Here is a 20,940-nt window from a genome sequence, read left to right as displayed (position 1 = left end):
AGCAAAGATTAGCGATACTAAACCAACTTTACGAATAACCACCTTTGTACATCAGGACACCATTATGGCAAAAATTCTCTTAGTTGATGACGATATAGAACTGACGGCACTTCTCAAAGATATTCTTGAGCTAGAAGGCTTTGAGGTTGAAGAAGCCAATAATGGCCTTGAAGGGTTAGCAAAGATCGATAGCAGTATTGATTTAATCTTACTTGATGTAATGATGCCAAAAATGAATGGCACTGAAATGTTACGCCGCTTACGAGAAAAACACACCACTCCGGTAATGATGTTAACCGCCAAAGGTGATGAAATTGATCGCGTACTAGGACTTGAGCTTGGTGCTGATGATTATCTACCCAAACCATTTAGTGATCGTGAATTATTAGCCCGTATGCGAGCGGTATTAAGACGAACTCAACCAAATATCGAACCAAAAGCCAACCACAGTGAATGCCTAATTTATCAAGATCTCACCATTTATCCTGGTCGACAAGAAGTGCTATACAATCAACAACCGATTGAAATGACGGGGACCGAATTCGCTCTTTTAAGCTATTTTGTACAACACCCGGGTAAGATTATTGCAAAAGAAGAGTTAAGTCTTGAAGTACTCGGTAAACGCTTTGCTCAGTTTGATCGTGCTATCGATATGCATGTTTCAAATTTACGCAAAAAATTACCCTTACGTAGCGATGGTAAGCCACTAATAAAAACACTACGTGGTAAAGGCTATTTACTTATTGAGGCAATATAATGAAAATCCCCGGATTTACTCACCTTTACGGGCGTATTTTCGCTATTTTCTGGACCACATTATTGGTGGTCGTTATCACCCTTGTGTTGATGTTTCAATATGATCCGCGCTCTGTACAAACGATTCCAGATCATCAATTAACACGCTTTCAATCTCAAACAGCGCAAATCAATCAACGCTTAAATACGCCTTCGCCTTCAAGTTACACTAGCCTTGTTCGACGAATAAAAACGCTGGCACATCGTCGCGATAATCATAATAGTCAGCTTTATTTTACGACGGTTGACGGTGATATCATTGCGCCACAAAAACACACTAAAGCGCTACGTAATTTTATCACTATTGCAGATAACCCGAGCAAACCTCAGCAACGACTTTATGGACGTTGGCTCATTGCGGGCCCATTTGTGATCACCACAGAACAACAACCACTGTATATGTACCGTGGTCAAGTATGGCGAGGCGCTCCGCCCTTCTTCGTTCAAATAATGGACAAGCCCTTTAAACTATTACTATTTACGATGTTAGTCAGCACACCGTTTTTACTATGGTTAGCTTGGGCAGTCACTCGTCCGGCACGACGCTTACAACAAGCAGCAGAACGAGTCGCCCGCGGAGAGTTTGAAGCGGATCCCACCTTAGAACAAGGGCCTCAAGAATTTAAGCAAGCAGGTGCTAGCTTTAATCAAATGGTCGATGCACTTAATAATATAATCAGTGGCCAACAAAGGTTGTTATCTGATATTTCTCACGAATTACGTTCTCCTTTAACGCGACTGCGTATGGCAACGGCACTGGCACAACGCAAACAAGGCCAAAGTAATGAGCTATCACGGATTGATACCGAAGCCGAGCGATTAGAAAAAATGATTGGTGAACTATTAGAGCTATCTCGTATGCAGGTAAATAGCCATCAACAGCAGCAAATAATCGATAGTCAAAGTTTATGGTATGAAATGTTAGAAGATGCCCGCTTTGAAGCCGAACAACATCATAAAACCTTAACCTATAATCAACTTCAAGCTTGGCCATTAAAAGGCAATCCTAATTTATTAATCAGTGCATTAGAGAACGTTATTCGTAATGCGATTAAATATGGCAACGATATTATTGAGGTTACATTTACTCAGCACCAACAGCAATTACTGATCACTATTGATGATAATGGTGAAGGTGTGCCAAGTGATGAACTTAATGATATTTTCCGTCCTTTTTACCGTGTTTCAACCGCACGTGATCGCAGTAGTGGTGGCACCGGCTTAGGGCTTGCAATCACAGAAAGCGCCCTTCGACAGCATAGTGGTAGTATCAAAGCAACATCAAGTCCACTGGGAGGATTACGGATAAGTATGACACTCCCTTTAGCCCGCTAACCATCACGGTTAAGCTAATGCATAAAGATGATTGCTTGTTGCCGTTACGCTTGTCACAATAAGCCTTCTTTTTGCACTAAATAAAGCTGAATAACTATGTTTGATATTGCGTTATATGAACCTGAAATCGCCCCTAACACTGGCAATATTATTCGCCTTAGTGCTAACTGTGGTGCCAACTTACATTTAATTGAGCCACTAGGATTTGATTTAGAAGAGAAGAAATTACGCCGAGCAGGTTTAGATTATCACGATCTAACCCATGTTTACCGCCATAAAAACTTTGAAGCATTTATGGAAGCCATGGCGGGACGTCGTATTTTTGCTTGTACGACCAAAACGACTAACTACCATGTTAATGCGAAATTTGGCGAAGGTGATGTGCTACTTTTTGGGCCAGAAACCCGTGGTTTACCCGCTGAATTTATTGCAAGCCTGCCATTAGAACAACGGCTTCGTATTCCAATGCAACCCGATAGCCGCAGCTTAAACCTTTCAAATGCAGTCGCTATTATTGCGTTTGAAGCTTGGCGTCAATTAGATTTTAATGGTGCAATCTAAAGCATCATCTCAATAATCATAAGGCGATCATGTGATCGCCTTTAGTCTATCACTATCAGTAGCTATGGCTTATCTGTATGGTTATAAATGTCATTACTGCCATTAAATTGCTGATCCATTTCAGTAGCAGGCTTCGCTGTCTTAGGACGACCAACAACAATTGCAGGAACACCTGCTACCGTTGTATGAGGTGGTACCGGTTCTAATACTACTGAACATGCACCAATTTTAGCACCAGCACCGACTTCGATATTACCCAAGACTTTAGCACCTGCACCAATCATCACCCCTTGACGAATCTTAGGATGGCGATCACCACATTCTTTACCTGTACCCCCTAAAGTCACATCCTGTAAAATTGAGACTTCATCTTCGATTACCGTCGTTTCACCAATCACGATCCCTGTCGCGTGGTCAAACATAATACCGCAACCGATCTGCGCTGCTGGGTGAACATCAACCTGACAAGCCACTGATATTTGATTTTGTAAATACACAGCAAGTGCTTTACGATTTTGCTTCCACAGCCAATTAGCAACTCGATAGCCTTGTAAAGCATGACACCCTTTAAGATAGAGTAATGGAATAGAGTAAGCATTAATTGCAGGATCTCGCTCAACAACGGCACGAATATCACAAGCTGCGGCTTCAACAATATTACTATCGCTAACGAACGCTTCTTCTATTACCTCACGCACAGCCATCGCAGGCATTGATGGCGTTGCCAGTTTATTGGCTAAAATATAACTCAATGCTGACGCTAAATTTTCATGCTTAATAATCGTGGCATGATAAAAGCTCGCTAGCATGGGTTCTTGTTCGGCTTGTTGTCGTGCCTCTTGCTCGATCTCTAGCCATAGTTGATATTGCTGACATTCCTTCACAAGTTCCCTCGAATCCACTTATTGATGTTCATCAAACCAATATCATCATTATTCATGAGTTAGTCGGTTATGAATCGAATAACATTACACACTCAGAATACTGAACGTTATTGTATTTTAGTACAGTTATAAAAAATAACGCGAGCCTAAGCTCGCGTTATTTTATAGATACCAGTTATCGCCCTTAGCAAGCAACTTTATTCGTACTTTTTCTCACGTGCGAGTAAATCTTTTGCCGCTTCGCGTGCATCTTTACCAAGATAAAGCACTTGATAAATTTGCTCAGTGATTGGCATTTCAACTTGGTGTCGTTGAGCCAATAACCACACTTCTTTAGTGTTACGATAACCTTCTACTACTTGACCAATATCCTGTTGTGCTTGCTCGACACTGCAACCATGACCAAGCGCTAACCCAAAGCGACGGTTACGTGATTGATTATCGGTACATGTCAGCACTAAATCGCCTAAACCTGCCATTCCCATAAAGGTTTCAGGTTGCGCGCCAAGCGCTGCACCTAAACGACACATTTCAGCTAAACCACGAGTTATTAACGCAGTACGTGCATTGGCACCAAAGCCGATGCCATCTGACATTCCAGCGCCAATCGCGATCACATTTTTAACCGCGCCGCCCAGTTGCATGCCAATAAAATCACTGTTGCTATAAACACGAAATGTCTTATCACAATGAATTTTTTGCTGTAAATCAGCCACAAAATCAGCATCAGGTGAAGAAACAGCAATTGCAGTCGGCATACCAGCCGCTAACTCTTTCGCAAAGGTAGGCCCTGATAATACGGCAAGAGGTATTTGATCACCCAACACTTCAACCGCAACATCTTTAAGTAGGCGCCCAGTGTCAGGTTCTAAACCCTTCGTTGCCCAACAGATACGAGAATCTGAACGCAAAAAAGGTTTCATTTGCGCTAATACACCACCAAAAACATGGCTTGGTACAACGACTAACACATCACGACTACCTTGAATTGCAGCTTGCAAATCCGACGTTAAAATCAACGAATCAGGAAAGCTTACTCCAGGAAGAAACGCTTCATTGGCACGATCGATTTCCAATTGCGCCATATGGTGCGGCTCATGGCCCCACAAAATGACATTGGCACCATTTCTGGCTAATGCAATTGCTAATGCTGTCCCGTAAGATCCAGCGCCTAACACTGCCATCGAAATCGTATTATTAACGTTCATTATATTGGTCACTTTTACAAATTAAGCTTCTGAATTAGCAGTATTTGCTTCAGCTTGGTTCTCTAGGTAGTTCATGAATAAAGCATCAAAGTTTACTGGTGCTAGGTTCAATTGTGGGAACGTACCTTTAACCACTAGGCTAGAGATTGTTTCACGTGCATATGGGAATAGGATGTTCGGGCAGAATGCACCTAGGCAATGCGCTAGTTGTGGCGCTTCCATACCAGCAACAGTGAAAATACCACCTTGTTGAACTTCACATAGGAATGCATTTTCTTCTTCGTTCTTAACCGTTACAGTTAAACGAAGTACCACTTCATATACACCTTCAGCTAATTCACGGCTTTGAGTATCAAGATCCAATTTCACATCAGGATTCCATTCTTTTTGGAAAACGTCTGGTGAATTTGGCGCTTCAAAAGACACATCTTTTAGGAATACGCGTTGAATTTGGAAGTTTTGTTGTGCTTCGGTATTTGCTGCTTCAGCCATTTTTGGAGTCCTTTATAAATACTCGCTACCACGAGTTATTAATTATACTAGCAACTGTGCATTCCACAGGCTGCATCAATTTAGATCGTCATTTCACATTCATAACGCTGCAAAATCACATCGAATAAAATTATTTTTTCTTGCTTGCAACAAGCGGTAAATTAGCTTCATTCCAAGCAATAAGACCGTCTTTTAAAACGTTAACATTAGTAAAACCATCTTTACTTAGTTGGTTTGCAGTCTCTTGTGCCGTCTGACCAGTCTTACATACAACAATAATTGGGGCAGCTTTGTGTTTTTCAAGCTCTGGCGTGTTTTGACGTTGAATTTGACTTGGTAAAATGTGAACTGAGCCTACAATATGACCTTTACGGAACTCATCACGGCTACGAATATCAAGGAACACACCCTGTTCATTATTCACTAACGCTGTCGCTTCATTTATACCAATTGTTTTATATTTAGCATTTTTCTCTTTTACCATCATGCTAATTAGTGCGATAACAATACCAATCCAAGCCAATGATAAAACAGGGTTACTTGTTAAAAATTCAATATATTGATGCATTTACTTTACTCTGTTGTCATGGTTCGCTATCGCAAGCCATGATATTACGGTTGAAAAAAATGACTGTGAGTATACCTAGGTTGCTGATCTTGTAACAGCGACCTTGAGTATAAAAGCTTATTGACTGATGACCTATCAATGAAATAGAAAAAAACTGTGATCCAGAGCTTACACTTTAATGAATAAATGCCTATATTCGACGAAGAGTACAAACATGCAAGCAATGATTTAGTTGCATCTACTGCTACTGCTTTGATGTGCTTTTGTAGTAAAATCGTGATAATTATTATATCAATTACCTTAAAAGGTGTTTAGGACACTGAGCCTATTAAGGTAATTGATGTATTTTATTTAATTCGAAGAGGGACAGGATATGTCTGCGAAGAAACCACTTGCACTTGTTATTTTAGATGGTTGGGGCTACCGCGAAGATAACTCAAATAATGCGATTGCAAACGCTAACACACCCGTAATGGATGCGTTAATGGCGAACAATCCTAATACGCTTATCGCAGCGTCAGGCCTAGAAGTAGGTCTACCTGAAGGCCAAATGGGTAACTCTGAAGTGGGTCATACCAATATTGGTGCTGGCCGTGTGGTATATCAAGATCTTACTCGTATCACTAAAGCAATTGGCGATGGTGAGTTCTTTGAAAATGAAGCACTGGTTAATGCGATTGATAAAGCAGTAAATACAGGTAAAGCGGTTCATATTCTAGGTCTTGTATCTCCAGGTGGTGTTCACAGCCACGAAGACCACATTGCTGCCGCAATTGAAATGGCAGCAAAACGTGGCGCAGAGAAAATTTACCTGCACGCATTCCTCGATGGTCGTGATACGCCACCACGTAGTGCGCAACACTCACTAGAGCGTTTCGATGCCCTATTTGCAAAATTAGGTAAAGGCCGTACAGCTTCTCTTGTTGGTCGTTACTACGCAATGGATCGTGATAACAACTGGGATCGTGTTGAAGTTGCTTACAACTTGCTAACTGCAGCTAAAGGTGAATTTACCTTTGCTAATGCAACAGAAGGTCTAGCTGCAGCTTACGAGCGCAGCGAAAACGATGAATTTGTTAAAGCAACAGAACTACGTGCAGAAGGTCAAGAAGCTGCAATCATGGCTGATGGCGATAGCGTTATTTTCATGAACTACCGCGCTGACCGTGCACGTGAAATCACTCGTACATTTGAGCCTAATTTCACTAGCTTTGCTCGTGCTCAGTTCCCTCAATTAGCAGACTTCGTAATGCTAACGCAATATGCTGCAGACATTGAGCTAACCACAGCTTTTGCACCAGCAAGCCTAGATAATACATTAGGTGAGTGGCTAGCGAAGAAAGGCAAAAAGCAGCTTCGTATTTCTGAAACAGAAAAATATGCACACGTAACGTTCTTCTTTAACGGCGGCAAAGAAGACGAATTTGACGGTGAATCTCGTTCACTTGTTGCATCACCAAAAGTAGCAACTTACGATCTTCAACCTGAAATGAGTTCACCTGAGCTGACTGAAAAATTAGTCGCTGCAATTAAGAGCGGCGAGTTTGACGTTATTATCTGTAACTACCCTAACGGTGACATGGTTGGTCACACAGGTGTTTATGATGCAGCAGTGAAAGCGTGTGAAGCACTTGATAGTTGTATCGGCCAAGTTGTTGCCGCAATTAAAGAAATGGATGGCCAGTTATTAATTACAGCTGACCATGGTAACGCAGAAATGATGGTTAACCCTGAAACTGGTGGTATCCATACTGCACATACTAACTTACCAGTGCCATTAATTTACGTAGGTAATAAAGACCTTGATCTTAAGCCAAACGGTAAGCTATCTGATCTAGCACCAACAATGCTATCACTAACAGATATCGAAATCCCTGCAGAGATGTCTGGTCAGGTGCTATACAATCTGAAATAATTATCCCATGCGGGATATTATTAATAGACACCTCAACCTAAAAATCCGCGCCAGTGCTTTATGCACTGGCGCTTTTCTATGCGTGGTATTTGCAGCTCCATGTGCAGCATCCAGTCAAAAACAGCTTGATGGCGTAAAACAGGAAATATCACGCCAAAAAAATCAGCTGGATAGTAAACAGCAAAACTATGCTGTATTACAAAAACAACTTAAACAACACGAACTGGATATCGCTCAAACTGCCAATAAAATCCACCAAACTAATGACCAATTAACAACAATAACCCAATCAATTACCAAGTTAGAACAGCAACAGCAACAACTACAAAAGCAGCAATTACAACAACTTGGGGTATTAAAAACGCTGATCAACGCGCAATATCGCCAAGGTAATAACAGTGATCTTGCGAATCTACTCAGTGGCGAAAATACGGCAAAATTAGATCGTATGACAACTTATGCCGAGTATGTTAGTAAAGCACGCGCCTCTGCTATTGATGCACTAGATGCGACTAAAACAGAATTACAAATTAAAATTCATGCACTTGCAGAGCAAAAAACAGAGCGACAGCAAGCGCTAGCTGAACTCAATCAGCAAAAACAACAACTTGATAGTCAACAACAGTCACGCCAATTAACGCTCAATAAAATAAAAGCACAAATTCATACCAGCACCGAAGCCCTTGCTGATTTACGCGCCGATGAGCAAAATATGCTCAAGGCAATTGCAAAAGCGAAAGCTGAAGCCGCTGCACGAGCAAAAGCCGAAGCTGCTGCACGAGCAAAAGCCGAAGCCGAAGCTCAGGCCCGTATTGCTGCAGCCAAAGAAGCAAAAGCCAGAGCAATTGCAGAAGCACAAGCAAAACAACTCAGAGCACGCTACGCTAAAATGCAAGTACCTATGGATGGATTAGCTCGTTATAAAGGTAAACTGCAATGGCCTCTTCGTGGACCAATCATTCACAATTATGGTGCGCCATTACAACGTGAGCTGCACTGGAAAGGGATGGTGATCAGCAAACCCGTTGGTAGCCAAGTCAAAGCGATATACTCAGGTAAAGTGGTCTTTGCCGATTGGTTACGGGGTTACGGTTTGATGATTGCCATTGATCACGGCAAAGGTGATATGAGTTTCTATGGCTATAACCAAACGCTACTCAGAAAAATTGGTGATTCGGTACAAGCCGGTGAACCAATAGCCTTAGTCGGTGATAGTGGTGGTCAAGAACAACCTGGGCTATATTTCCAGATTCGCCGTAAAGGTACCCCTGTTGATCCTAGACCATGGTTAACACGCTAAATTAAGTACTTGAACAAAAAAGGTTGGCGGATAGCCAACCTTTTTTCATGACAATTTATTGATAGTTATTCTTTGTTGTTCTAAATACTGTTGTTCTTGCTCTAAATAATATTGTTGTAATATTGCAACCCGCTGCTGACCTAACTCTGTTGCTAATGGTCGTACAATATTTAGCATTTGTTGAACACCATGATAAATCACTGTTTGAGTGATTTTAGCACCAGCCACTTGAGTGGTTTGATAGCTGATCCAAGATGAAGCGACCAACTTTAACGTATCAGCCAATACTTTCAGATCAACATCAGCAAGTGCGAGTAGACCTGCATCACGAAAATTAATCATTATTTGACTAATATTAACCTGAAGTTGAGTCTGCACCGCTAAATATTTATCTTGAAGCTCAGCATCGCGACGTAAAATATCAGGTAAATTGGCATAGAAGAAACGATAGCGCCACATCAATAAAAACACGCCATCAAGATAACGTAATAAACTCGCTTCTATTGTTTCCACTACATCAACAGGTTCAAAACTAATTTTTAAATCAATAGCATACTGATCAAAAATACAATGAATTATTTGATCTTTATTGCGAAAGTGATAGTACAAATTACCAGGGCTGATCCCTAAATCAGCAGCAATATGATTAGTGGTCACATTAGGTTCACCATGTTCATTAAACAATGCTAATGCTGCATGAATAATTCGATCGCGGGTTTTCATTTTATTATCATCCTTCGCCCTTGCAGTGAATATAATGTTATCATAATTTGATGTTTATCAGCTTAGTGAGGCAATAATATACATGCCTTTATTCAATCCCATAAATAATCAGTACATTCATTAAATGAATACTTTATGACGATGGATATATAAGCTAAATAGTTAACTATGTTGTCATTTTCTCTACTGTTCAATAAAGGTAGAATATAGAAAAACAACGGCAATAATCGCTAAACCATAAGCACTCAAATACATTGTGGCAGATCTTCGCCAACACTATAACTCGTGAGATAGACGTAATTCATATGACTAAAAACCATTACGATAAGCAAGCATATAACCCTCAATTTGAGTGGTCTTTTGTGCACCCGCGTTATTGGGGAACATGGCTCGCAGTGATGATTGCTTCACTATTAAGCTTACTGCCTCATGGTGCACGACGTTCATTAGCGACTGTTTTTGCAAAACAAGCTATCAAACTAAAAAGTGGCGCTAATCATCGCGCACGTGTGAACCTAAAAATGTGTTTCCCTGATAAATCAGACGCCGAACGCGAACACATTTTATTGCAAAATCTAATCACTGCCGGCAGCTTTCTTACTGGCTTTGCCTCACTATCGGTGCGCAATAAAGCATGGCTTGAACAACATACCGTTATTCGTGGCATGGAAAACCTCACCAGCCTTACAGAGCAACAGCAAAGTGTCATTTTGTTGGTGCCACATACTTGGGCAATTGATATTCCAGCAGTGTTACTTGCATCGCGAGGTTTGCCCGTTTCAGCAATGGCAAAAAAACAAAAGAACCCTGTTTCTGATTGGCTTATGCATCGCCAACGGGTGCAATATGGGGGTCGTGTTTATGAGCGCAGTGGCGGTATTAAGCCGTTTATTAAGTCCATTCGAGAAGGTTATTTAGGTTACTACTTACCAGATGAAGACTTAGGTCCTGAGCACAGTGTATTCGTTGATTTCTTTGGTACCACCAAAGCGACAATGGCAGGTCTTGGCCGCTTATCAAAATTAAGCCGCGCTAAAATTGTACCGTTATTTGCAATGTACAACAGTGAAACTGGCATATATGAATTGGACTTTTATCCTGCACTGCCCTTCCCTGCAGAGACAGAAGAACAAGATGCGCGAATGATGAACCAATGTATTGAACAATATGTTAATCAGCGCCCAGAACAATACATGTGGATTTTACGCTTGTTGAAGACGCGTCCAAATAATGATGAGAAGCCTTATGCTAAAAGATAACATAATAGAAAAAGGCGCTAATTTTTTAATTCTCCTGCCGATACTTTGGATTTTTACTGGTTTATTTATATTAAAAGACGGTGATAAGATCCTTGTTATTTTAACATTAGTTTCGACTACAATATCGTTACTAATATATAAAACCTCAATTTATAAAGAAAACATAAAAAACCCATATCTATGGTTAATGTTCGCACTACTGTTTATTAGTATAATTTGTGAATCATTACATATTTACAATCCAATTAATTTCAGGGCAATTGCCATTATTACAGTCTTACTGTGCTTTTTACCGTTTAAATTAATATCTCGTAACACATTATTTCCTATTATAATCCTTGCAAGTATTAGTAGTTTCTTTTTTGTTTATTGGTTCACCTATATCCAAGTAGTTAATCGTCAATTTTGGCCTATCAATGCCATTCCTTATACTACATATATTTGTTTTATTACTGTAACTGCACTAATATTATTTTTTAATATTAAAAATAATATTATGAGATTTCTAATCTTATCATGCCTATGTTTGAATATTTCAGCGATATTCATCAGTGAAACTCGAGGAGCTCTTGTAGCTTTAGCTCCAACATTATTAGGTCTCATACTATATATTTCATATAAAAATAAAACTATCAAACGTAATATGATAGTTTCAACTATTGGTTTAGTTATTCTTTGTACCTTAAGTTATCCAATACTTGAAAAAAGAATCACTCAAACAACTGCTGATATTACATTAATAAAATCAGGAGATACAAATACCTCCATTGGTTTACGATTAGACTTTTGGAAAGCAGCATTTCATCTTATTGAAAAATCACCATTTATTGGTTATGGTCATCATTATTTCAAGCAACTTGATCTACTTGCCAACGAGCATATAATTCCTCAATATGCTGCATCTTATAAACCTCCACACTTTCATAACCAATTTATAGATATTAGTGTAAAATGTGGTCTATTTGGACTATTTGCTTTATTGGTTTTACTCATATTCCCAATAATTAAGCTGACAAGTAAAACCAATAATGAGGCATTATTGATTTATAGTTATACTAGTATTCTTATTCTTGCAGGATTAACTGATGTCCCATTTTTTCATAAGCAACTTTTTCTTATTTTCTTCATTATGATTGGCATCATGTATGGTAGAAACAAACAACAGCTAAAAAACTAAAAAACTAAAAAGGAGGGTTAAACCTCCTTTTTTATTATATCCAAATACTGGTGACCAATAATATCAGCAGAGAAACGTTGTATAATATCATTTTCATTTACTTGAATAATATCAGCTAAAACACTATCAATATGCTGCGCTATTTTTTTAGATAGTTCGCTATCAATAAGATATTTACTATAATTCCCAATTAATATTTCAGCAGGTCCTGTCGGACAATTTGAACTTACAGCCGCAGTACCTAGTATTAATGCTTCAATTAATACTGTCGGCAATCCTTCATGATGAGAAGTCAATACCAACGCTCTTGCTTTACGCATTATTGAATAAGGATTTAAGCAGAAAGGGAAAAATAACACCTTATGATTAATACCTAACTTTATGGCTTGCTGCTTTAATTCAGCCTCTAAACTACCCTCACCTATAATCACTAAAGGTATATTAGTCTTCATTTTACTCACGCTTTCTAATAACAGCGGAATGTTTTTTTGCATCTCTAATCGCCCCACAAATAAAATATAATCTTGAGGCAATTTATATACCGGTTCTTCTAATGACAATTGTTTGATTTTTTCAATGTCAAAAGGATTATAAATGGTAGAAATAGATAAAGCACTACTATTAGTTTTTGCTTTAACAAAATCACGAATACCATTTGAGACACAAATAACATGTTTAGCTTTAATTTTTTTAGTTAACTTTCTTCTGAATTTTAATTTATCAAACCAATTCTTATTATTATAGGTATACTCATCTGAATTATGAATACAATGAATAAGTTTAGGGTTATCTATATATGAAATAATATCATTAGTCTCACCATGAACAGAAAAAACAGCATCAAACTTATCGTTATTCTCTTCTAGTCTCTCAATACAAGATAGAAACTTTTCAACATACTGCTTTGATTTTTTAAAGCTCACTCTTTTTTCAATATCAAGGCTATGATGTAAGATTCCTGAAACCAACTCTAACTCTTGAGCACCATTTAATGTGATTAGCTCGCACTGATGCCCCATGTTAACTAATGTTTCTGCTAATCGAAGAGTTACAACTTGCACGCCTTCGATTTTCAAATCCCGTAAAAAGAAACCAATTCTCATACCAAAGCCTTTAAAATAGTTGCCCGGGCCAAAACTAAATCCAACCAGTCAAACTCATTTACATGAACACAATCATTATCGCTAAAAGGTTTACGATTAAGCAAACGCTGCGAATACTTTCCTAAAGGCTTCCATTCTTCATAATTTTGCATGTTGTGACGATAAACACCAATCACAGGCTTATTGAGTGCCGATGCCATATGTACCACAGCAGTGTCTGGAGTAAAGGTAAAATCAGCAATATCAATAATAGCCAATGACACCTCAAAACTTGCAGAAAAATCAGGTGACAAAACCATATCATCCTTTATTGACGCGACTAAACGCGCAATAAATTTATCCTCTCCAGGCGTCGGGATAATAATCAATAAATCATCAGGAAACTGCTGTCGCCATTTACAGATCAATGTCTTCGCATGCTCCAATGAAAAACGACGATATTTACTTGAGCCAAAAAAATTAATACCAACCACATGTTTAAATTTTTGTTGTGATTGATTAATCAATTGCTGTAAAGCAACTCGCTGCTGACTAAATTCAGCAATAGGTAACTGGCATTGATCATCAATTGGTTGAGATACAAGTTGCTGTGCGGCAGCAATGTATCTATCTTTAAAATGAAGATATTGCGGTGCAACTTCAACATCAAATAAATGATATTGTTGTTTATTAAAGCCAAGATAATGCTTTGCTTTAAACTGAGAGGATAGGCACAAATCTTTATGACTACAATTCGTACCGAGATCGACAAATAGATCAAACTTACCAATATTATTGGCAATTATTTGCTTTCTCTGTGCTTTACTATAAAAAATATAGTCATCAGCAGGAGCGGCTTTCTCTAACCATAACTTTGTCGTGGCGCCAGTTAAAACGGTAATATGAATATCAGGACGATATTGACGTAACACCTTAATGAAGCCACCGCACATAATGGCATCACCTAACTTATTATCCCAACGCAAGAGCAAGACGGATTTGATCTTCGATGATTCAAAATCTATCTCTTGCTCGCGCTTATCGTATACTTTTCGATAAAGATTAAGTTTTAATGCTTTCACTTTATTACGGATTAAGCGCCATCCCGCCTTTATTTTTTTTACACAATTCATATAACAGTTCAGCCGTCGCAAATATATAAATATAAATTATGAATAACAACACTAAAAATCAGTTTGAATCATAATAGCTATCGAGACGTTATATTAACTAACGCACAGAAGAAACTAGAATATAATCGTGTTATTAACTTTTTCATTCTTACTTGTGGCTGCGTCATTTTTTGCTTACGGCAACCTATCGTAGAATGTTTATCACCACCAGGTTTTACAGGTGCCGGATCAAGTCCATAAATCGCTTGTCGATGTAAATATGTATTACGAATAAACACATCTACAGGTAATATCATTTTTTCACTTGCATCCAAAAATGCCTGTGCACAAGATGGTGTAATAAAATACCCCGTTGTACATTGAGGTACCTTTAAGAATTTAACTAACTTAACCTCATTCTGCTGGACAACCGAATAAAACAATTTTGTTTTCCATGGCTCAAGTCGAATAAAATGGTGTTTATTCGTCCATAATTCAGCCGTCTCAATTAACGCACAAAAATCATCTCGAAGAATAAAATCATCTTCAAGAACAACAACAGGCTGATCAAGTTTAATGACTTGTTGCCAAGCTAAAATATGACTCGCGTAACAGCCTAACTCTCCAGCCAAAGCTTTGCGGCCCCTATGACGAATAAAGCCACTTTTATCATAACGCTGCAACAAGGGATCAAGCCCTAACCGACCATCAACAGCATCAATAATATCATAGCTAATCTCATGTCTCTTGAGTATCGCCTCTGCATTATTTCTTCTGGTTGTTGAAGAAGCGAGACTAATAAGAAGTACTTTCATCATATCCTTTTAAATCACTCATTGCACTTATCAATAGCAAAAAATAGTGGTGACTTTATTATCTGTAATAACTAACTTTTATTTAAAAAAGTAATTATCTACACTATAAAAATTCAGACCAATATTTCATAATGTTTTCGTGTATTGTAACCTATAAAAATGTCTACAAACGCTTATCAACTTCTTCTTACTAAATATTGAGATCTATAATGAAAATAATGATATTCAGTTCATATATGGATGCATGGAACAGCGTTAGACCTGAAGCTGAAATGCTCATAGCAATAGCGCAGCAAGGCCATCAAGTGACTGTTGTTACTCAAGGTAATGCTGATTATGTGACACGGTTTCGAGAACAAGGCTTGACGGTCATTGATGCTTACCCAACAAAAAAAATATGCTGTAATACCATTAAGCGACTTCGCCATGAACTAAAACAAAACCATTACGATATCGTTTATGCAACCAACTCACGAACTATTCCCAACGCAGCTTTTGCTTGTATCGGCTTTCCGGAAACAAAACTTGTTACTTACCGAGGTACCGTTGGCGGTTTATATCGTCATGATCCCAGCGCATATTTAACCCACTTACATCCGCGAGTAGATGGTATTTCCTGTGTAGCGGATAAAGTTCGTGAAGATGTAACTAAACAGGTATGGTCAAACAAACATAATGTCGTCGCCATCCACAAAGGCCACGATCTATCTTGGTACCAAACCAAAGCTGCTGATTTAAGATCTTTAAATATTGCTGCCGATGACTTCGTTATTATTTGTGTTGCTAATGCACGCCCAAGTAAAGGCGTACATATATTATTAGAAGCAATACAATATCTAGAAAAAGAGCCCAATATTCATTTATTACTGGCTGGACGTGGAATAGATACAATAGAAAATCAGCAACTTGCTGAGCAAGCACCTTTCCCTAACAATATTCACTTTCTCGGTTACCGCACAGATGTGCCAGAACTCATGGCTGCTGCTGATGTACAAATACAACCATCTGTCAGTGGTGAAGGTCTACCAAAAACAGTCATTGAAGCAATGGCAATGGCTATTCCCTCAATTGTTACTACTACTGGTGGTAATGCAGAAATCGTAACCGATAGCGTGACAGGGTTTGTCGTAGAAACTAATAACGCCCATGCAATTGCAGATAAAATTAACTACCTTTATCATCATCACAATGAAGCAAAAGCAATGGGGCTCAAAGCTCAGAACTACATTGCTACCACGCTATCCGTTGACAATACAGCAAAGCAACACTTGGCATTTTTTAAACGTCTATTAGCACAATCAATAACTTCACATAAAAAGTCAACTAACTGAATATGTTAGTTATCAGTTCTTATCATGATGTATGGAACAATGTTCACTCCGAAACTAAAATATTTATTGAAGCCATGACCATGGCAAAGCTTTCCACTATAACAAGTGATCTTAAAGAACTTGTTCATAATAATATTAATAGGTGTATTGCTAAACAAAAAAAACACATCAATTTAGATAAAAATTCAATATCCAATATGGATAATAAGCAAGAATTAAACTATCTAAATATTTATCAATAAAAAACCACTAAAAACAGATTTTATTTTTAAATACGTTTAATATATTTCATTAAAAAACAGGAAAATATAATGATAATAGAGTACTCTCGATCCAAAACATATAATTTTGGAGATGACCTAAACTTATGGTTATGGTCAAATTTTTTTTCAGAAGAATTAAATAAAAAAGATAATGTATACCTTCTTGGCATAGGGACGATATTATCACAAAGTCGTTATGACAAATATTTGCACCATGCAGATAAAATAATTGTATTAAGCTCTGGATGTAGCGATAGAGACATTCCAAAAATATCAAAAAAATGGCAATTCTATGGTGTAAGAGGACCTAGAACAGCAGCAAAACTAGGGCTAGATCAATCATACGTTATTGGCGATGGAGCTTATCTATTAAGAAAGGTTTCCCTTCCTCCTCCAATACAAAAAAAATCAAAAACAGCCTTTATTCCTCATCATAGAAGTGAAGATTATATAGACTGGGATACTATATGCAAAAAAGCTGATGTGGATTTTATTTCAGCAAAACAACCTGTTGAAGAATTTTTATCTCAAATTCAATCATATGATTCTATCATTACAGAAGCAATGCATGGTGCAATAACAGCCGATGCCTTAAGAATCCCATGGAAAGCGGTCAGCTTCGCTCCAAATTTTTGTAATGAAAAATGGTTCGACTTCATGGAAAGTATGGATATAAAAACTGATATCATACCTTTAAAATTTATAAACCAGAACAACAGCGACTTAAGTAAAAATATACTAAACGGTACTAAGTATCTATTTGCAAAATACTTTAATATTAAAAAAGAGAAATGGTCAAAGTTACCCGTTACTTTCTGTAAAGCTAGTTCAACAGAGATCACTCAACTATCTGACAGTATAAAAAGCATAAAAGACTCTAACTCATTTATTTTAAGTTCTGATGAGAAAGTAGACGAGATAACAAAAAAACTTATATTTCAAGTTCAAAAATTAAAACAGGAGTATTCTATCTCCCTTTAAGTATACTATGGACAAAATTTAAATATAATTTGAAATAAATTTATGAATATACTCATCATTGGGCCATCGTGGATTGGCGATATGGTAATGTCACAATGCCTCTATATTGATTTAAAAAAACAACATCCTGATTGTATCATTGATGTAATGGCACCAGGCTGGTGTAAAACCGTATTGGCACGTATGCCCGAGATCAACAAGGCAATTGAAATGCCAATTGGTCATGGTGACTTTAATTTCTTTGCTCGCTATCAATTAGGCAAGATCTTACGTGATGACCATTATGATCACGCTTATATTCTACCAAACTCAGCAAAATCAGCCTTGATCCCGTTTTTCGCTAGCATTCCAAACCGTACTGGCTGGAAAGGTGAAATGCGTTATGGACTACTTAATGATTTACGTAATAACAAAAAATCATTCAATTTAATGATCGAGCGTTACATTGCATTAGCACACCCTGCATCGACAATGACTGGTTCAGGCTGCTTAACAGATATGCCATTCCCAGCGCTAACTGTTGACACTAACAATCAACAACAAGTACTTGAAAAATTTAACGTTGACCAAACTCGTACATCCATTGCACTCTGCCCAGGAGCCGCTTACGGTTCAGCTAAATGCTGGCCAATAGATCACTACACTTCAGTTGCTAAAAGTCTTATCGAAACGGGCTGTAATATTTTACTATTTGGGTCTGAAAATGAGAACAAGCTTACCAATCAAATAAAGCAATCTTTACCCCTTGAAGCACAACAGTATTGCCATAATTTAGCAGGAAAAACATCGTTAACAGATGTGATTGACCTACTGGCTTTTTGTCGCACTGTCGTTGGTAATGACTCAGGTTTAATGCATGTTGCCGCAGCGGTTCAATGTAATGTTGTCGCGCTTTATGGACCAACAACACCTAACTACACTCCACCACTGACTGATAAAAAAGTTATTCTACACACTGATATCAGCTGCCGACCGTGCTTTAAACGTGAATGTCCACTTAAACATAATAAATGTATGACTGAGATTTCACCACAACAAGTCATCACCGCTATTAGTAATTTACAGACATTATGATTCGAACTTTATATACCTTATTGTTAACCTTGATTGCTCCCATCTTATTATGGGGGCTGTACCGAACCAAACCAGGCAAACCCAATTTTGGTACTCGTTGGAAAGAACATTTCGGCCTGACCCCTCGACTCACGACCACAACGGCTCCTATTTGGATTCATGCAGCGTCAGTCGGTGAAGCTATTGCGATCGTACCGGTTATCAAAGCACTTAAACAAGCCTATCCTGAACAAGCTATTGTGGTAACAACCACCACCAGCACTGGTGCTGAACAAGTGGCTAAATTAGGCGAATTAGTTGAACATCGTTATATGCCAATTGATTTTGCTTGGTGTGTAAGAGGATTTTTAAAAACAATTAAGCCTCAACTATTCCTGATCGTTGAAAAAGAATTATGGCTCAATACCTTAAGCTGTGTTCACAATCAAAAAATTCCAACGATTATTGTTAATGCGCGTTTATCCGAGCGCTCAGCTAAGCGCTATCACTCATTTAGTTTCTTCACTCATCAATTACTCAAGAAAATAGATAAAATATTGTGTTTACATGATGATGATGCTCAACGCTTTATCGACATTGGTGCGCAACAACATCAAATCGCGGTTACTGGCTCAATCAAATACGACATCAGTATTGCTGACACTGTTTTTGAGCAAGCACATCAACTGCGCCAACAACTCGGTAATCAACGCCCGATTTTTGTCGCAGCGAGCACTCATCAAGGTGAAGAGGAACAAGTACTGGATGCCTATCAAACAGTGCTTCAACAATATCCTAATGCGATGGTAATTATTGTGCCTCGCCACCCGGAACGATTTGACAGTGTAGCTAAACTGGCAATAGAGCAAGGTTTACAAGTCCATCGCCGTACTGACACCACACCAATAAAAGCGAACACTCAATTATACCTCGCAGATACGATGGGAGAAATGTTAGTCATGCTGGCTACTGCTGATGTAACTTTTATGGGGGGAAGTTTAGTTGGTGAAAAAGTGGGTGGACATAATCTATTAGAGCCAGCAGCGGTGGCGAAACCAGCCATTACCGGCCCAAGTTTTTATAATTTTGAAGATATTACTCAACAACTATTGGCTGCAGGTGCAATTGAAATTTGTCAAAATAGTCACCAACTCGCACAACAAATCATAATCTTATTTAATGATCCCGAGCGCCAACAAAAAATGGGCGTACAGGGTCAAAAGATCGTACTTGAAAACCAAGGTGCAGTGAAGAAAACTATTACCAATATTAGCCATTACTTAGCCGATGATTAACGCTTAGCTGATGGTAATACGAAGTTGATTTTTATGTGCATAGCCATCACACAAAGCAATCCAATCATCTTCGCACCACTTAATCGCACGTTTATCGACTTCTTTGAGAAAAGAGCGCTTTAAACGTGCCAAATTCTCGACTTTCCAATCATCGCCGTCGCGACAATCACATTTATCAAAATCAATCAGCCATGGGCGCTGACTATCGTCTAATAAAATATTATGAGCATTTAAATCGGTATGGCAGACTTGCAAATCATGCATCTTACCGATCATTTGACCAATATCATGCCACACTGTTGCCGCGACGGTGTGGCTTTGTAGCAATGCCACTAAATCACGACTATTGGCAACCTTCTCCACTAAAATATCTGCTTTATATGTCAGACCTTTTTTAACTGCACGCGCAGCTACGGGACGTGGCACATTAACCCCACCATCACGTAATAATTTTAATAATGCGAGCTCTGCCCCACTGCGAGTGGTATGCCAATTAGAGAACCAATAGCTGTCATTATTCACTTTAGCAAACAGCCCACCACGATGATAATGACGTAATGCCATCTCCAGTTTTTCATCGGCAACAAACCATGTTGTACCACGCCCCTCGGCGGAACCAATAACTGCATCACGCTGACGCCAATACTCAATATCAAAGCAACCATGCGGATCTGCACTTAGATAATCGCTATCAAACCAAATGGCCTGGTTGTTACTGATAATTTCCTGCACTACAGCCTCTCTCGCATTTATTGTTGAATATTTTACAATTTCAATGGCTAGCGGCATAA

The 20,940-nt window shown here is 38.5% G+C and carries 20 protein-coding genes; 11 read left to right on the top strand and 9 right to left on the bottom strand.

Going from position 1 to position 20,940, the window contains the following annotated elements:
• Positions 1-64: 64 nt before the first annotated feature.
• From VXS03_RS11430 to VXS03_RS11420, 3 genes are all read left to right on the top strand, one after another.
• Positions 65-757 (top strand): response regulator, encoded by a 693-nt coding sequence (locus tag VXS03_RS11430; protein WP_327763845.1) that lies wholly within the window; start codon positions 65-67, stop codon positions 755-757.
• Positions 757-2,130: an envelope stress sensor histidine kinase CpxA gene (gene cpxA / locus VXS03_RS11425; RefSeq protein ID WP_327763844.1), complete on the top strand. Its 1,374-nt coding sequence runs from the start codon at positions 757-759 to the stop codon at positions 2,128-2,130. The genes VXS03_RS11430 and cpxA overlap by 1 nt, the downstream gene beginning before the upstream one ends.
• Before the next feature lie 96 nt (positions 2,131-2,226).
• On the top strand, positions 2,227-2,691 hold the full coding sequence (locus VXS03_RS11420) for a tRNA (cytidine(34)-2'-O)-methyltransferase (protein ID WP_065194024.1): 465 nt from the start codon (positions 2,227-2,229) through the stop codon (positions 2,689-2,691).
• Between the two features lie 62 nt (positions 2,692-2,753).
• Here the strand turns inward: VXS03_RS11420 and cysE are convergent, their stop codons facing one another.
• The 4 genes from cysE to VXS03_RS11400 all read right to left on the bottom strand — a co-directional run bounded on the left by cysE (position 2,754) and on the right by VXS03_RS11400 (position 5,843).
• Positions 2,754-3,575, bottom strand: a complete 822-nt coding sequence (gene cysE / locus VXS03_RS11415; protein ID WP_327763842.1) for a serine O-acetyltransferase — start codon at positions 3,573-3,575, stop codon at positions 2,754-2,756.
• A 197-nt stretch (positions 3,576-3,772) separates the two neighbouring features.
• Positions 3,773-4,783, bottom strand: a complete 1,011-nt coding sequence (gpsA, locus tag VXS03_RS11410; RefSeq protein ID WP_327763841.1) for an NAD(P)H-dependent glycerol-3-phosphate dehydrogenase — start codon at positions 4,781-4,783, stop codon at positions 3,773-3,775.
• A 21-nt stretch (positions 4,784-4,804) separates the two neighbouring features.
• Positions 4,805-5,275 carry a protein-export chaperone SecB gene (gene secB, locus VXS03_RS11405; protein ID WP_060997786.1) on the bottom strand — a complete coding sequence of 157 codons (471 nt, stop codon included), beginning with the start codon at positions 5,273-5,275 and terminating at the stop codon, positions 4,805-4,807.
• Between the two features lie 130 nt (positions 5,276-5,405).
• Positions 5,406-5,843, bottom strand: coding sequence for a rhodanese-like domain-containing protein (locus tag VXS03_RS11400; protein ID WP_327763839.1), 438 nt, complete (start codon positions 5,841-5,843; stop codon positions 5,406-5,408).
• 373 nt (positions 5,844-6,216) lie between these two features.
• Here VXS03_RS11400 and gpmM point away from each other — a divergent pair, with 373 nt between their 5' ends.
• Positions 6,217-7,758: a 2,3-bisphosphoglycerate-independent phosphoglycerate mutase gene (gpmM, locus tag VXS03_RS11395; RefSeq protein WP_327763838.1), complete on the top strand. Its 1,542-nt coding sequence runs from the start codon at positions 6,217-6,219 to the stop codon at positions 7,756-7,758.
• A gap of 7 nt (positions 7,759-7,765) precedes the next feature.
• Entirely contained in the window at positions 7,766-9,058 is a 1,293-nt protein-coding gene (gene envC, locus VXS03_RS11390) for a murein hydrolase activator EnvC (protein ID WP_327763837.1), read from the top strand.
• Between the two features lie 45 nt (positions 9,059-9,103).
• Here envC and VXS03_RS11385 read toward each other — a convergent pair whose 3' ends face one another.
• Positions 9,104-9,781 carry a TetR/AcrR family transcriptional regulator gene (locus VXS03_RS11385; protein WP_327763836.1) on the bottom strand — a complete coding sequence of 226 codons (678 nt, stop codon included), beginning with the start codon at positions 9,779-9,781 and terminating at the stop codon, positions 9,104-9,106.
• Between the two features lie 305 nt (positions 9,782-10,086).
• Between VXS03_RS11385 and lpxM the strand changes: the two genes are divergently transcribed.
• Together lpxM and VXS03_RS11375 are read left to right on the top strand one after the other, a co-directional pair.
• Complete coding sequence (gene lpxM / locus VXS03_RS11380) at positions 10,087-11,040, top strand: lauroyl-Kdo(2)-lipid IV(A) myristoyltransferase (protein ID WP_327763835.1); 954 nt, start codon at positions 10,087-10,089, stop codon at positions 11,038-11,040.
• Positions 11,027-12,217, top strand: a complete 1,191-nt coding sequence (locus VXS03_RS11375; protein WP_327763834.1) for an O-antigen ligase family protein — start codon at positions 11,027-11,029, stop codon at positions 12,215-12,217. The genes lpxM and VXS03_RS11375 overlap by 14 nt, the downstream gene beginning before the upstream one ends.
• 17 nt (positions 12,218-12,234) lie before the next feature.
• Here the strand turns inward: VXS03_RS11375 and VXS03_RS11370 are convergent, their stop codons facing one another.
• From VXS03_RS11370 to VXS03_RS11360, 3 genes are all read right to left on the bottom strand, one after another.
• Positions 12,235-13,320, bottom strand: a complete 1,086-nt coding sequence (locus VXS03_RS11370) for a glycosyltransferase (protein WP_327763833.1) — start codon at positions 13,318-13,320, stop codon at positions 12,235-12,237.
• A complete protein-coding gene (locus VXS03_RS11365; protein ID WP_327763832.1) occupies positions 13,317-14,432 on the bottom strand; it encodes a glycosyltransferase family 9 protein in 1,116 nt (371 codons plus the stop codon). Before VXS03_RS11365 ends, VXS03_RS11370 begins: the two co-directional genes overlap by 4 nt.
• Positions 14,433-14,509: 77 nt before the next feature.
• On the bottom strand, positions 14,510-15,229 hold the full coding sequence (locus tag VXS03_RS11360) for a glycosyltransferase family 25 protein (protein WP_327763830.1): 720 nt from the start codon (positions 15,227-15,229) through the stop codon (positions 14,510-14,512).
• A gap of 206 nt (positions 15,230-15,435) precedes the next feature.
• Here VXS03_RS11360 and VXS03_RS11355 point away from each other — a divergent pair, with 206 nt between their 5' ends.
• From VXS03_RS11355 to waaA, 4 genes are all read left to right on the top strand, one after another.
• The gene (locus tag VXS03_RS11355; RefSeq protein WP_327763829.1) at positions 15,436-16,557 is read left to right on the top strand and encodes a glycosyltransferase family 4 protein; all 1,122 of its coding nucleotides are present in this window, start codon (positions 15,436-15,438) and stop codon (positions 16,555-16,557) included.
• Positions 16,558-16,868: 311 nt separating this feature from the next.
• Complete coding sequence (locus VXS03_RS11350; protein ID WP_327763828.1) at positions 16,869-17,801, top strand: polysaccharide pyruvyl transferase family protein; 933 nt, start codon at positions 16,869-16,871, stop codon at positions 17,799-17,801.
• Between the two features lie 42 nt (positions 17,802-17,843).
• Positions 17,844-18,875 (top strand): lipopolysaccharide heptosyltransferase II, encoded by a 1,032-nt coding sequence (gene waaF / locus VXS03_RS11345; RefSeq protein WP_327763827.1) that lies wholly within the window; start codon positions 17,844-17,846, stop codon positions 18,873-18,875.
• Positions 18,869-20,149 (top strand): lipid IV(A) 3-deoxy-D-manno-octulosonic acid transferase, encoded by a 1,281-nt coding sequence (waaA, locus tag VXS03_RS11340; protein ID WP_327763916.1) that lies wholly within the window; start codon positions 18,869-18,871, stop codon positions 20,147-20,149. The genes waaF and waaA overlap by 7 nt, the downstream gene beginning before the upstream one ends.
• Positions 20,150-20,152: 3 nt before the next feature.
• On the opposite strand, the gene VXS03_RS11335 is transcribed toward waaA, so the two are convergent.
• Entirely contained in the window at positions 20,153-20,881 is a 729-nt protein-coding gene (locus tag VXS03_RS11335; protein WP_327763826.1) for a 3-deoxy-D-manno-octulosonic acid kinase, read from the bottom strand.
• Between the last annotated feature and the right edge of the window lie 59 nt (positions 20,882-20,940).

The organism is Photobacterium sp. S4TG1, assembly GCF_036040035.1.
GTDB lineage: Bacteria > Pseudomonadota > Gammaproteobacteria > Enterobacterales > Vibrionaceae > Photobacterium.
This window is presented reverse-complemented; position numbering and strand designations above follow the sequence as displayed.

Coding starts and splice junctions, on each gene's coding strand:
- VXS03_RS11355 (WP_327763829.1), top strand. CDS start 15,436: ATGAAAATAATGATATTCAGTTCATATATGGATGCATGGAACAGCGTT.
- secB (WP_060997786.1), bottom strand. CDS start 5,275: ATGGCTGAAGCAGCAAATACCGAAGCACAACAAAACTTCCAAATTCAA.
- VXS03_RS11350 (WP_327763828.1), top strand. CDS start 16,869: ATGATAATAGAGTACTCTCGATCCAAAACATATAATTTTGGAGATGAC.
- cpxA (WP_327763844.1), top strand. CDS start 757: ATGAAAATCCCCGGATTTACTCACCTTTACGGGCGTATTTTCGCTATT.
- VXS03_RS11385 (WP_327763836.1), bottom strand. CDS start 9,781: ATGAAAACCCGCGATCGAATTATTCATGCAGCATTAGCATTGTTTAAT.
- VXS03_RS11420 (WP_065194024.1), top strand. CDS start 2,227: ATGTTTGATATTGCGTTATATGAACCTGAAATCGCCCCTAACACTGGC.
- gpmM (WP_327763838.1), top strand. CDS start 6,217: ATGTCTGCGAAGAAACCACTTGCACTTGTTATTTTAGATGGTTGGGGC.
- VXS03_RS11400 (WP_327763839.1), bottom strand. CDS start 5,843: ATGCATCAATATATTGAATTTTTAACAAGTAACCCTGTTTTATCATTG.
- envC (WP_327763837.1), top strand. CDS start 7,766: ATGCGGGATATTATTAATAGACACCTCAACCTAAAAATCCGCGCCAGT.
- VXS03_RS11360 (WP_327763830.1), bottom strand. CDS start 15,229: ATGATGAAAGTACTTCTTATTAGTCTCGCTTCTTCAACAACCAGAAGA.
- VXS03_RS11370 (WP_327763833.1), bottom strand. CDS start 13,320: ATGAGAATTGGTTTCTTTTTACGGGATTTGAAAATCGAAGGCGTGCAA.
- waaF (WP_327763827.1), top strand. CDS start 17,844: ATGAATATACTCATCATTGGGCCATCGTGGATTGGCGATATGGTAATG.
- VXS03_RS11375 (WP_327763834.1), top strand. CDS start 11,027: ATGCTAAAAGATAACATAATAGAAAAAGGCGCTAATTTTTTAATTCTC.
- VXS03_RS11365 (WP_327763832.1), bottom strand. CDS start 14,432: ATGAATTGTGTAAAAAAAATAAAGGCGGGATGGCGCTTAATCCGTAAT.
- lpxM (WP_327763835.1), top strand. CDS start 10,087: ATGACTAAAAACCATTACGATAAGCAAGCATATAACCCTCAATTTGAG.
- VXS03_RS11430 (WP_327763845.1), top strand. CDS start 65: ATGGCAAAAATTCTCTTAGTTGATGACGATATAGAACTGACGGCACTT.
- gpsA (WP_327763841.1), bottom strand. CDS start 4,783: ATGAACGTTAATAATACGATTTCGATGGCAGTGTTAGGCGCTGGATCT.